General features: G+C 36.2%; 8 protein-coding genes. All 8 read right to left on the bottom strand.

What is annotated here, in order from left to right:
* Positions 1–4: 4 nt before the first annotated feature.
* The 8 genes from G9H60_RS06320 to G9H60_RS06290 all read right to left on the bottom strand — a co-directional run bounded on the left by G9H60_RS06320 (position 5) and on the right by G9H60_RS06290 (position 13,102).
* Positions 5–2,038, bottom strand: a complete 2,034-nt coding sequence (locus G9H60_RS06320) for a heavy metal translocating P-type ATPase (RefSeq protein WP_109323750.1) — start codon at positions 2,036–2,038, stop codon at positions 5–7.
* Positions 2,039–2,349: 311 nt separating this feature from the next.
* A complete protein-coding gene (locus tag G9H60_RS06315) occupies positions 2,350–3,591 on the bottom strand; it encodes an efflux RND transporter periplasmic adaptor subunit (RefSeq protein ID WP_109323755.1) in 1,242 nt (413 codons plus the stop codon).
* A 1-nt stretch (position 3,592) separates the two neighbouring features.
* Positions 3,593–7,990 (bottom strand): CusA/CzcA family heavy metal efflux RND transporter, encoded by a 4,398-nt coding sequence (locus G9H60_RS06310; RefSeq protein ID WP_109323756.1) that lies wholly within the window; start codon positions 7,988–7,990, stop codon positions 3,593–3,595.
* A 233-nt stretch (positions 7,991–8,223) separates the two neighbouring features.
* On the bottom strand, positions 8,224–8,541 hold the full coding sequence (locus tag G9H60_RS13625; RefSeq protein WP_377975375.1) for a DUF6660 family protein: 318 nt from the start codon (positions 8,539–8,541) through the stop codon (positions 8,224–8,226).
* 470 nt (positions 8,542–9,011) lie between these two features.
* Entirely contained in the window at positions 9,012–9,377 is a 366-nt protein-coding gene (locus G9H60_RS06305) for a hypothetical protein (RefSeq protein ID WP_223143232.1), read from the bottom strand.
* 18 nt (positions 9,378–9,395) lie between these two features.
* Entirely contained in the window at positions 9,396–9,863 is a 468-nt protein-coding gene (locus G9H60_RS06300; protein ID WP_223143231.1) for a carboxypeptidase-like regulatory domain-containing protein, read from the bottom strand.
* Between the two features lie 358 nt (positions 9,864–10,221).
* Complete coding sequence (locus tag G9H60_RS06295; RefSeq protein ID WP_109323757.1) at positions 10,222–10,782, bottom strand: DUF2911 domain-containing protein; 561 nt, start codon at positions 10,780–10,782, stop codon at positions 10,222–10,224.
* A gap of 64 nt (positions 10,783–10,846) precedes the next feature.
* Positions 10,847–13,102 carry a multicopper oxidase domain-containing protein gene (locus tag G9H60_RS06290; protein WP_223143230.1) on the bottom strand — a complete coding sequence of 752 codons (2,256 nt, stop codon included), beginning with the start codon at positions 13,100–13,102 and terminating at the stop codon, positions 10,847–10,849.

Raw genomic sequence — 13,102 nt, 5'->3', positions numbered from 1 at the left:
TAATTCAGTAAAACTTCATTCTTTGAATTCTAACTGCATTTAGTATTGCCAATAGTGCAACTCCAACATCAGCAAATACTGCCTCCCACATAGTAGCTAAACCACCTGCGCCAAGTGACATTACAATAATTTTTACAGCAAATGCCAATACAATATTCTGAATAACAATACGATGGGTTGCTCTTCCTATTTTTATAGCAGTTACAATTTTTGAAGGCTGATCTGTCTGTATTACTACATTTGCTGTTTCTATTGCTGCATCACTTCCCATTGCCCCCATTGAAATACCAACATCACTTAATGCTAAAACAGGGGCATCATTAATCCCATCACCAACGAAGGCAATTATTTTGGATTTGTCTTGTTTTAATTCTTCTACCTTTTGTACTTTGCTTTCGGGCAATAAATCACCAAAGGCAGACTCTATACCTATGTGCTTTGCTACTTTTTGCGTAATAGAATTTTTGTCGCCACTAAGCATTACAATTTGAGTAATACCATTTTGGTGCAATTGCTTAATGGCTTCCTGTGCATCTTCTTTTACTTCATCGGCAATGAGCACATAACCTGTATATTGATTATTTATGGCGACTACCACTATGCTTTCTATAATTTCATCCAATTTCGTATCGTACCTAATACCGAATTTATTTAACAGCCTGGTATTGCCGGCCAACACATCGTTGCCATTTACTTTTCCTTTTAAACCATGCCCGGGAATTTCTACTACCTCCTCTGCCTGATACATCTTTGTTTGGTTCTTTTCATATTCGGCTATGGCTTTGGCAATAGGGTGTGTTGATTTTGCTTCCAATGCTGCCAATGTTTTGATGAACTCACTTTTGTCCATTCCATTGGTTACAATTTCCTGTACTTTAAAAACACCTGCTGTTAATGTTCCTGTTTTATCCATCACCACGGTATTTAGTTTGGTTATAAGCTCCAGGTAATTTGAGCCTTTGAAAAGAATACCGTTTTTGCTGGCTGCACCAATGCCGCCAAAATAGCCTAAAGGAATGGAAATGACCAAGGCACAAGGACAACTGATAACCAAGAAAATTAATGCCCTGTACAGCCATTGTGCAAATACATAATCGCTTACAACGAAGTAGGGAATTACAACCAACGCAACGGCTAAAAAGAATACAATGGGTGTATAGATTTTTGCAAACTTTCTTATCAATAATTCTGTTTTTGCTTTGCGGGCTGTTGCATTTTGCACCATGTCTAAAATGCGTGCCAGTGAACTGTCGGCAAATTTTTTGGTTACTTTTAGTTCAATTACTTTATCAAGGTTTAGCATACCCGCCAATACCGGGCCTCCTTTGTAAATTGATTTTGGTTTGCTTTCGCCTGTAAGGGCTGCTGTATTGAAGCTACTGCCATCACTTAGCATTTCGCCATCCAGCGGCACTTTTTCACCCGCCTTTATTTGAATAGTTTCGTTTATTTGAACTTCTTCGGGTTTTACATCTTCGTACCTATTATTTCTAAAAACACTGGCAGAGGATGGACGAACATCCAATAAGGCTTTAATGTTATTCTTTGCTTTACTGACTGCTGCACTTTGAAACAATTCTCCTATGGCATAGAATAACATCACGGCTACGCCTTCTGGATATTGCCCTATGGCAAAGGCCCCTGAAGTTGCCAAAACCATTAATGTGAACTCTGTAAAGAACTCCTTTTTAAGAATAGCTTCCCAACCTTCTTTTATTACAGGAAAGCCAACTGGCAGGTAGGCCATTGCATACCATGCAAAGCGAATATATTGTGTAAAAAAAGCAGGCTTAAAATAATTATCTGCGGCAATGCCAATAAGCAGCATACTAAAACTGATGATAGCCGGAAGATATTGTTTGAGTATACTACTTTCAGCTATTTCCGTTTTTTGAACAGGCTTACTGTCATTTGCTTTTATGTCATGTAGCAAATTATCTGCACCAGCTTTACCGTACACTCTATCTTCTAAAGTACAGCAACTAATCTTTCCTTCTGCATCGTAGGTATGAACGTGATTTGGATCTGTATTTATCATTTTTTTCCGTTTAATTTATTATGCGAGGAAATGTAATCCTTAAGTTGTTCCTTCAGGGTTTTAAGGTATTCTTCTAAATATAAGATACAGATTTCATTTTTATTGGTTTCACAAATCTTGAAGGGAGTTTCATCCAAATATTTGTATAGTTCAGGATAATCTGATTCAATCGTTGAAGAGATTGAGATTATTTCTTGCATAAGTTGATTTACATTTTTCATTGATTTTTATTTTTTCATGTTTAAAACTTCATTTTTCGGTATTCTTTGAACATCGGAGAATTGTGTTGTGTTTGTCATAATATACTTTTATTATTCTTCTTCGCCCCCTGCTGCTTTTGATAGAACATAGAAAGCACCTTTGGTAACTATCATCGCATCTTTAGGCATTTCTTCAAGCGGTGTTATTTCTACATAGCCTAATTCTGTTACGCCTGTAATTACTTCAACCTTTTTAAACCGGATACTTTTTTCAGGATTGGCACCGATAGCTTTTTCACTCTTTTCTTTAGGCCCTTTTTCTTCTGTGTTTTCTTCCTCCCCACTTACTATAAAAATGAACGTTTTCCCTTCTGCATTTACGACTGCATCAACAGGAACAGCCTGCACCGTTTGATTGCCTACATTAATCAATGCAGATACATACATACCAGGCAATAACCTGATGCTACCTGTATTGTTTATTTTGGCATGAACAATTACGGATTTGTTTTCATTTTCGAAGGACTGATTGATGCCGAAAATTGTACCAGTGATTTGCTTATTGTTTTGATTGGTAAGAATGAACACCACTTTTTGCCCGCTCTTCACCTTGAACAAATCTTTCTCGTACACCTGCAAATCGCAATGCACCTGCGAATTATCTACAATATCCATCAGGGATGTTTGCATATCTACATAGCTGCCGGTCTTAATTCGTATATGCCCTATGACACCGCTGATGGGTGCAATAATTGGAATTTGGCTTACAAATTTACCATTGGCTACGGATGCAGGGCTGATATTTAACTGCTGTAATTGTGTTTCCATTCCCTGCATCCTTGCTTTATCTGTTTCGTATTTTGCTGCTGCTTGTTGAAATATCTTGCCCGTTCCTGCACTTTCGGTATTGAGTTCCTTTTGTCGTTGGTACTCCTGGCCGGTATAAACTAATTCCTTTTTGAGCATCAGGTAATCCTGCTGCAGCTTCACTATGTCTGTATTTTCTAAAATCGCTACTGTTTGGCCCTGGTGAACAAAACTGCCTTCTAATACCAGCACTTTTTTAATAATGCCGGAAACCAGTGAATTTACATCGGCTTTGTTTTGAGGGGGAACTTCCAGCTGACCGCTTGATTTTACCACACTGTTGAGGTTTTTCATTTCTATTGTACCTAACTCAATGCCCACGGCCTTCATTTGTTCTGCGGACACTTCTATTGCTGCTGTATTTTCTTCTTTTGCTTTAGGCACTTCTTTTGTTTCCGTTTTATTGCTTTGCTTGCAGGAAGAAAAAATAATTGCACTTGCAAAAAATGTAATTGCAGCGATTGACTTTATATTAATTGACTTCATTTTATTTGTTCCCTTTTAAATAGTTTAACAATATAATGGACTGATTGAACTGGTTTACTGCATCGGTATATTGCAGTTTTGTATTGATAGCGGTTTGCAGATTTTGGATATACTCCATGTAACCAATTTCACCTTTGGTATATGCCGTGTTTGAAATACGGATAATATCATCCGCCTGTTTTAAACCTGTGGTTTCGTAGTATTGTAAACCTTCCTTTGCTTTCAGGTATTCGTTGTACTGAAGAAGATAACTGCTTTGCAGAAATAGCAGTGTTTGCTGCTTCTCTGTTTCAATTAAAGTAGTATTTATTTGAGCAGCCTTAATTTTTGCTTTTTGTGAGCCGAAAAATAAAGGAATACCTATGCCTACCTGTAAACCTGCTATCCTTGTGCCAGGGAAATAATTACGGTTAGTTTTTGCAGGATCAAAACCACTAACAACCATTTGATGGTAGTAGCCTGCATTCAAATCCGGTAACAATTTGCTTTTTTCAACCTTTACCTGTGCTGTATTTACATTCAACTTTTGATTGTAATACTGAATTAATGGGTTTGATTGTATAGATGCAGTATCAGCCATAAAAATATCGGGCAATTTTGCCAACTCATTTTCTTTTGGCATAATTGGCTCGGCTGAGTTCAACCACTTTTGCAAAGCCAACTGATAACTGCTTACAGTAGTATTTGCCTGTTTCAATTGTAAAAGGTTTTCTTTGTATTTGCTTTCGGCTTGCATTTTCTCCAACTGATTAGTTTCACCTGTATTATAACGAAGGGTAGCCCTTTTTAGAAAATTGCTGTATATGCTATCCTGCTGCTGCAAAAGTTTTACTCTTTGCAAGCCATACAACAAATTGTAATAGGCTGTGGTTACTTCTTTGATAATTTCATTTTGCGATAGCAGCTTTGATTTTTGAGCCAGCATAGTTTCCTGTTTCAATAGTTTATTTTGATTGGCATACACTGTTGGAAAAGAAAACGTTTGAGTAATACCAATACTGTTATCAATATTTCCGCCACTGGTAGGGTCCTGGGTGAGTTGTATGTTTGTTTTATCAGGACTAAAGCCGGTCTTTTGCATTACCTGCGATTGCTGAATGTTTAAGTCTGCTACTTTCAGTTGCAGATTATTTTTAAGTGCTATATCAATGCACTCCTGCAACGTTTTTTGATTGCTTTGTGCATAAGTTTTTCCTGCAAATAAACCGATAAATGTAAACAGCACTAACACAACCGTAGTATTGACAGGTGGCTTTGCTTTATTCATTTTATTTGGTTTGAAATTGATTTTAGTGTTGAATAAAATATAAAGTGCCGGAAGCACCAGCAGGGTTAATATGGTAGCGGTAATTAAACCACCGATCACAACGGTTGCTAATGGTTTTTGTACTTCACCACCTGCACCTGTAGAAAGTGCCATTGGCAGAAAACCTAATGATGCTACCATAGCTGTCATTATTACGGGTCTTAATCTTACTGCTGTTCCTTTTCTAACTCTCTCATATATGTCGGTAATGCCTTCGTCTTTTAACTGGTTGAAATAACCTATCAATACAATACCATTTAATACTGCTACACCAAACAAGGCAATGAAACCTACACCTGCCGAAATGCTGAATGGCATACCTCTTAACCATAATGCGATGATGCCTCCAATGGCTGATAACGGTACGGCAGTAAATATGAGAAAGGATTGTTTTAGACTTTTGAAGGTGATGTAAAGCAATATTATAATGAGCAATAACGCTACAGGAACTGCAATTCCTAATCTTGCCTTTGCTTCTTGAAGGTTTTGAAACTGACCGCCATAGGTGTAATAATAACCAGCCGGAAGTTTAAGATTTGCATCTAAAATGGGTTGTATTTCTTCCACCGTGCTTTCCACATCACGACCATGCACATTAAAGCCTACAAAAATTCTGCGTTGGCCATCTTCATGACTAATTTGTGCGGGTGCTGTTTTAAATGAAATATCCGCTACCTGGTTAATAGGCACCTTATTTCCAGATGGTAATGGCACATATAGATTTTCAATGTTACTGAAATCTTTACGCAAATCTTTTTGTAACCGCACCACCATGTCAAACCGTTTATCCCCTTCAAACACCACACCTGCAACATTACCTGCAAAAGCAGTTTTCAGCACCATGTTTACGTCACTGATGGTTAACCCGTATTGGGCAATTTTATCACGGTTGTATACCACCTGTATTTGAGGCAGTCCACTTACTTTTTCTACGAAGGGCTCACTTACTCCTTTTACATTTTTGATAAGCTCTGCCACTTTATTTGCCTGTGCATTCAGGATTTCCAAATCGGAACCATAAATTTTTATTGCCACATCCTGTTTGATGCCTGTAATGAGTTCATTAAACCGCATCTGCATGGGTTGTGTAATTTCAAAACTTACACCGGGTAAAATACTTAGTGCCTCTTCCATTTTTTCCATCATGGCTTCACGGGTATTTGCCGATGTCCATTCTTCTTTCGGCTTCATGGAAAGCATCATATCGCCTCTTTCGATGGGCATAGGGTCGGTAGGTATTTCAGCACTGCCTATTCTTGTTACCGCCTGTCTTATTTCGGGGAATTTATCTTTTAATATTTTTTCTGCCTTGCTGAATGTTTCTACCACCTGTGTTAATGATGTGCCTTGTTCCATCCTTATTTCAACTGTGAGGTCGCCTTCTTCCAGTGTAGGGATAAACTCACCACCTAAGCTGTTGAACAATATTATGCTGCCAGTAAACAATACTGCCATTGTAAACACAACGGTTTTTTTCCAGCGTAAAGCCCAACTCAGTATAGGTTCATAAAGTTTTTGACAAAAGCCAATTATTCTATCGGAAATATTCTTTTTATGCGTAGTTTTTTTACTTAGAAAAAGAGCACTCATCATTGGCACATAGGTTAATGAAAGTATGAAGGCACCCAATATTGCAAAAGCCACAGTTTGAGCCATTGGCTTAAACATTTTCCCTTCGATGCCTACTAACGCAAAAAGCGGCAGGTAAACAATTAAGATGATGATTTCGCCAAATGCTGCACTGCTCCTGATTTTTGACGCAGCTTGAAACACTTCATCATCCATTTGTGATTGTGAAAGTTTATTCAAACCAATATGATGATGCTTGCTCATGTAAATTCTGTGTACAATTGCTTCTACTATGATTACCGCACCATCTACAATAAGCCCGAAGTCAATAGCTCCTAAACTCATCAGGTTGCCGCTTACGCCAAACAGGTTCATCAGTATTATGGCGAAGAGCATCGCTAAAGGAATTACAGAAGCTACAATAAGACCCGCCCTTAAATTACCTAAGAGCAAAACCAATAGGAATATTACAATTAAACCACCTTCAATTAGATTTTTTTCTACTGTACCCATTGCCCTGTTCACTAATTCGGTTCTATCAATGAATGGTTCTATTACTACACCTTCAGGCAATGATTTTTGTATTTGTACCATTCGCTGTTTAACGTTGGCGATTACCTGTGCAAAGTTTTCACCTTTGAGCATGAGTGTAATTCCTGCCACTACTTCGCCCTCACCGTTTCTTGTAACTGCTCCGTAACGGGTGGCAGTACCAAACTGTACTGTTGCTACATCACGGATTAAAACGGGTATTCCGTTTATAGTCTTCACAATAATTTTTTCAATATCACTCAACGATTTTACTAAGCCTAAACCACGAATAAAGTAGGAATTGCTTCGTTGCTCTATATAGCTGCCTCCGGTGTTTTCGTTGTTGCTTTCTAAGGCTTTATAAATTTCAGGAATGGTAATATTCATTGCATTGAGCTTTTCGTTATCCAAAGCAATTTCATACTGCTTTACATAGCCACCCCAGCCGCTCACTTCTGCTAAACCCTCTGTACCAGCTAACTGCCTGCGGACAATCCAATCCTGCATAGTACGCAAATCGGTAGCAGTATATTTGTTTTCATAACCTTTTTTAGCATGAATGATATATTGATAAATCTCGCCTAAACCTGTTGTGATGGGTGCTAAGGTGGGTTCACCCAATCCCTGTGGAATTTGTGCTTCTGCTTCTTTGAGGCGTTCGCTTATCTGCTGTCTTGCCCAATAGATGTCGGCATTGTCTTTAAACACAATAGTGATTACCGAAATACCACTACGACTAATACTCCGCTTTTCAATTACATTGGGAATGTTGGCCATCGCGAGCTCAATAGGAGTAGTTATGAACTGTTCTACTTCCTCTGCGCCTAATGTTGGGGCTTGTGTAATTATCTGTACCTGATTATTTGTGATGTCAGGCACAGCATCAATTGGCAACAGCATAGCGGATATAACGCCCCAAATAATGAGTACCAACGTGAATGCACCAATTATAAGTTTGTTCTTTATTGAAAACTGAATTATATTTTGAAACATTTTTTTCTATTTAGTAATATGACTGTATTTATGCATACTCCTTTTGGCAAAAGCTGCTAAAAAAATGATACAATAAAAGGGTTATAAAATTGTACTTAAATACTCTTAAACCCAACGACCGTTTTGCCTATTGGATTTTTTTCTTTTTGCCATTATATAATGGAAAAAGATTAATTAAAAATGCCATACATGACATTTCTATGGCTATTCTACAATTTCAATAAAAGGAGTAATTAAGCTAATTTAGGCGGTTGCCAAATTGAATAGAAAACCTCTATATGAAAAGAGGAATTGTAAATAGGGTATTTTACCGACTGAAATGATATTATAACCCAATTGAAGTGCTGTATGGGTTGATAAAATGCCGATGACGGGCAGCATGAACAGTTACAAAATGGCGTACATGCCTCTGAATTTTGTTCATTATGGTTATGATTATTTTCCGCACTCACTACCTGAAAACTACTATAAAAAGACAGATTTAACTCGTTGCATGCGAAACATGACAACGTCAATAGATAAAAACTTAATGCTAATGTAGAAATTTTCATTATGGCAATATTAAACTTTTAAATGGAAAAACCAACAATATCATATTTAATATGAATTTAAATTTCCAAGATTGTTTTATAAGTGATATTATCCTCGAAATAAAAATCATTCAAATTTTTCGCATGATTTCATACTTCACCACAAATATCAATAATTATTAAATTATATTGTATTCAATATTGTAAGTACCCCCTTTTTCAGAAAAGGAAAACAGCACATATCGACCTTTAAACACTTTTCCTAAAATTCGATTGGATTAACATTTTGGTTAGCTTCATTTAAATTTAAACGAAGTTTCAAACTTTAAAACTTGTGCAGCAATTGTGTAGCAAAACACCAAAAAACTACCGTTTTGCTACACAAAAAGACCCAAATATGGTCTTTGAATTAACTAAACAAAAGATTAGTGATACTGTTGGATTTTGTAGTTCGAGGTCACTAGAGGGTTTTTTGTATTTTATTTTGGATGTTACTTTAATAACACTGATGGTTTATTTATTATTCCACAAACTAATACAAGTGATGCTGTTTCGGTATCATCTGTAACTATGGTAACCCTATCTCCAACTTTTAAATCTGTATTGGTTGCTGGGCCGGCCGAATTTTTAATGGTAGTTTGTGTAGTAAGTTTTATTATTTCTCTTTTACCATCTCTACGCTCCAAAGTAAAATAATCATTACCAATCGATACAATAACACCAGTTCCTCCTGTCCCATTACATAAATCACAGCAATTATTAGTAGCAGCACCGATGGGGGTATTTATTTGATTTTGTTCATTTATTGTAGGTTCTAATCCAAAAGGCAGATAAATTAATTCATAAGATGTAATCATATATGGGGAAAAAGGTGATTAGAATAGTAAAACTAAGTCCAGTTGCAACTTTTTTAATAGGCTTTGAAAATCCTGTGTAAAGTTTAAGTATTCCAAACCCACGAATTCAATACGCGTTGGTATATCATCAATAGTTCTGCTTGACCGAGTGGAATTAACGAAGATTTCTTCTAATTCTTCGTTAGCCTGACTTAAATAGACATAATTTATCTTATCATGGCTTGTACTATCAATGACAAATTCTATTTCCTGATAACCTATATTTCTAATTGAGAAAAATGTACATATACTCTTAGCGTCTTTAAATAAAGCAATACCTAAACTGTCGGTAATTTTGCCAGATTTTAGTTGATTACAATATAAAGTAGCACCACTTAAAGGAAGGTTAGTCCCCTTGTCTAATACTTTGAATCGAATTTCATTTTGAGAAAACAATGAATGACTAACTAAATACAAGCAAATGATAAAAAAGAAGTTCTTAGGCATACATAAAAGTATTTTTTCAAAGTTAATTTATTTATTGCAAAGCGTTTAAGTTAAGAAAAGTTAATCCTCAATGGAGTTTATATCATTTGTTTAGCAAAGAACACTTTTCTTTCAATTTAATGAACAAAAAAGCCCTTTAACTCTCTTTAAATCAAATTAACAAATGTATTTTAATAAAGGTTAGATGCCTGAGTCAAATGTTCGACTCATATTCACTCCCCAAAGACTTTTCTTGAACGCGATGCCTTTATTATTTAAGTATTAATATTCTCTATTTATTTAATAGTCCTTATAGTTAAGAAAGTATTTTTAATGACGAAAACATTTAAATTTTCGTCATTTTTTTCCATAAATTCAATTACCTATTCTTAAACGGAAACTCAACGCTCAAAAACTCCCAGCTCAATTTTATCTTGCCTTCGTTTGCCATGGTCGGCAATACTTCATACATAAGTGCTTCAACTAACTTATCGCTTTTGATGGGTTTTACCTTAATTCGAATGATGTCATTTTCTTGTTTATAATCATCAGCCAGATGCATATCCCATGCTTTACTCAAAATCAAAGTCCACGTTTCTTTATCAGGAATAGTAAAAAATCCATATTTGCCTTTTGGAATAACTTTACCTTCAACCATTATATCCTGACCAAAATCTATCCATGTAGCTTTGTGCGCTCCCGATGACCACACTTGATTGTAGGCAACTAATCCATTCCAAATATTCCGTCCTCTCACACTCGGTGAACCATATTCTATATGTATGTGATTTGTCCCAATCATAGCCATTGCTGTCATTTTAGGACTTTTGGGTTTTACTGCTGTCATACTAGTATCGACTTTGGGTTGGTGGTTTTCGTGTTGGGCAAAAACACCCGTTGGTAGTGCCCCCAAAAGCGTTAAAACGATGATTTTTTTCATGATTTTGTTTTTCGTTTAATTTAAACTTTCATTTTGAATTCTCTCAACAGACTTTTATTAAATTTTAGTAAGAAAAAGTTATTCCAGCACCAAATCCCATATCGCTATCATAATGAGATGAAATGCCCATGTTTTTGTTTACGATGTAACGAAATCCTGCCATGTATTCCTTATCGGTGTTAAGCATAAAACTCATTCTAAGTCGTTTCGTAATAGGCATATCTTCCCTCATAAGTTGAAAACGAACATTTCCATCTTGATAGATTTCAGCTTGACCAATTATAAGCAATGGCAGCGTGTAATTCACACCGACAGTAAAAAGACTTCTTTGGTCCTTACTATTTGACTGACCAAATAGATTTGTTTCATGTTCATCTATTCCAAACTTTCTATAACGCCAATCAAAACCAATAAATGGCATTAACCATTGCATTTTACCAATGTATCGACCGATATGTGTTTCTACTTCATATCCATGAAAATCATGATAGCCTAATCGCCATTCTGACCCAATACTCCAACGAGTACTTTGTAACATTGCCATTCCATCATTCCCACTGGTGGCAACATCATTTTCTACCATAAAATGAAATTTACGGTCGTCTATAAATAATTTACGTTGGGCAAGTTTAGGATTGGGAATCAAAGGATTTGGCTTTTGATTTTCATAACTTAATACTCTTCCCATTCCGCTCATCATATGGTATAAAATATGGCAATGGAAAAACCAATCTCCTTCAACATTGGCATTAAATTCTAATGTATCTGTCTCCATGGGCATTACATCTACGATGTTTTTCAAAGGAGCATTTTCTCCTTGACCATTGAGTAATCTAAAATCATGCCCATGTAGGTGCATCGGATGACGCATCATTGAACCATTGTAGAGAATAATTCTAACATTTTCTCCTTTTTTAATTAAGATTTTATCTGCTTCTGAAACGACTTTATTATCTATACTCCAAACATATCGATTCATATTACCGGATAGTTTAAAGTACAATTCTTTGACTGGAGCTTCCTTGGGTAAAGCTGTGATAATCGGAGACTTCAACATCGCATAATTCAAAGTAATAATATCTCCTAGCGCATTAGCATTATAACGATTTGGGTTATTATCATCTTGTTTAGCATCAGCATCACCTGTTATTTCGGGATACATCACCACATTCATATCCATTTGATTTAAACTCATAGCCATACCCATATCATCAAGTTCGCCATTCATCTTCATCATGTCATTCATCATCTTCATACCTTCAAAATATTTTAATCGAGGTAAAGGTGATTTTAATTGTTTTACTCCGTTCCCAATAAAAATAGAAGCAGAATTTGTGCGGTCTTCAGTAGTTGCTAAAAACTCAAAAGCTTTGTTTTCTGAAGGAATATCGACCAAAATGTCATACGTTTCAGAAACTGCAATAATCAATCTGTCGACCTCTACAGGTTCTACATCGTTGCCATCGTTTGCGACAACTGTAATTTTGCCACCGGCATAAGTCAGCCAAAAATAGGATGATGCGCCCCCATTTGAAATCCTTAACCTAACCTTATCTCCTGCTTTTAATTCTTTTCCTGAGATACTTTTAAGTTCAGAACTTGGTTTACCATTCATGAATATTTTTTCATAATAGACGTCACTCACGTCCATCGCTAACATCCGCTTCCATTCATTTTGCAACTTGGTCTTAAAATGTCCAGCGGAGATAGCTTCGCCATAACTTTGAACGGAATTTTTTTTCAATGCAGGATAATCGTTTGCATTATGTAGCATCCTGTGAATGTTCTCGGGTTTGAGATTGGTCCACTCACTCAAAACAATTGGCAGGGTAGGTAAATCGTCTATCCCTTTTCTAAACGTTGGGTCATTCGGTCTTTTTAACATGACAAAATTGCCATACATTCCTATTTGTTCCTGTAATCCTGAATGCGAATGGTACCAATGTGTGCCATTTTGGATAATTGGAAAACGATAGATATGAGTTGTATTAGGCCGAATGGGCATTTGTGTAAGATTGGGAACTCCATCTTCCTTATTTGGTAAAAAAAGCCCGTGCCAGTGCAATGAGGTTTCCTCCTTAAGTAGGTTATGAACGTGTATTTCAGCCGTATCACCTTCGGTAAATGTTAAAGTAGGCATTGGTATTTGACCATTAACTGCAATCGCTCTTTTTTCTTTACCTGCAAAATTGACTAACGTGTCTTTTACGTATAGGTCGTAGCGAACCGTTTTTTGAGAATAAAGATTTAATGAAAATAAAAGTAATATGATAACTATTGAATTCGATTTATAAAAAACGAATAATGGGTTCCATTTCAT

This window comes from Aquirufa aurantiipilula, from assembly GCF_019923745.1.
In the GTDB taxonomy this organism is placed as follows: Bacteria; Bacteroidota; Bacteroidia; order Cytophagales; family Spirosomataceae; genus Aquirufa; species Aquirufa aurantiipilula.
The sequence above is the reverse complement of the archived record's forward strand: the minus strand, read 5'-3'. Positions and strand labels throughout refer to the sequence as shown.

Excerpts from the sequence above, each read along its gene's own strand:
- G9H60_RS06320 (WP_109323750.1), bottom strand. The coding sequence starts at position 2,038 with ATGATAAATACAGATCCAAATCACGTTCATACCTACGATGCAGAAGGA.
- G9H60_RS06315 (WP_109323755.1), bottom strand. The coding sequence starts at position 3,591 with ATGAAGTCAATTAATATAAAGTCAATCGCTGCAATTACATTTTTTGCA.
- G9H60_RS06310 (WP_109323756.1), bottom strand. The coding sequence starts at position 7,990 with ATGTTTCAAAATATAATTCAGTTTTCAATAAAGAACAAACTTATAATT.
- G9H60_RS13625 (WP_377975375.1), bottom strand. The coding sequence starts at position 8,541 with ATGAAAATTTCTACATTAGCATTAAGTTTTTATCTATTGACGTTGTCA.
- G9H60_RS06305 (WP_223143232.1), bottom strand. The coding sequence starts at position 9,377 with ATGATTACATCTTATGAATTAATTTATCTGCCTTTTGGATTAGAACCT.
- G9H60_RS06300 (WP_223143231.1), bottom strand. The coding sequence starts at position 9,863 with ATGCCTAAGAACTTCTTTTTTATCATTTGCTTGTATTTAGTTAGTCAT.
- G9H60_RS06295 (WP_109323757.1), bottom strand. The coding sequence starts at position 10,782 with ATGAAAAAAATCATCGTTTTAACGCTTTTGGGGGCACTACCAACGGGT.
- G9H60_RS06290 (WP_223143230.1), bottom strand. The coding sequence starts at position 13,102 with ATGAAATGGAACCCATTATTCGTTTTTTATAAATCGAATTCAATAGTT.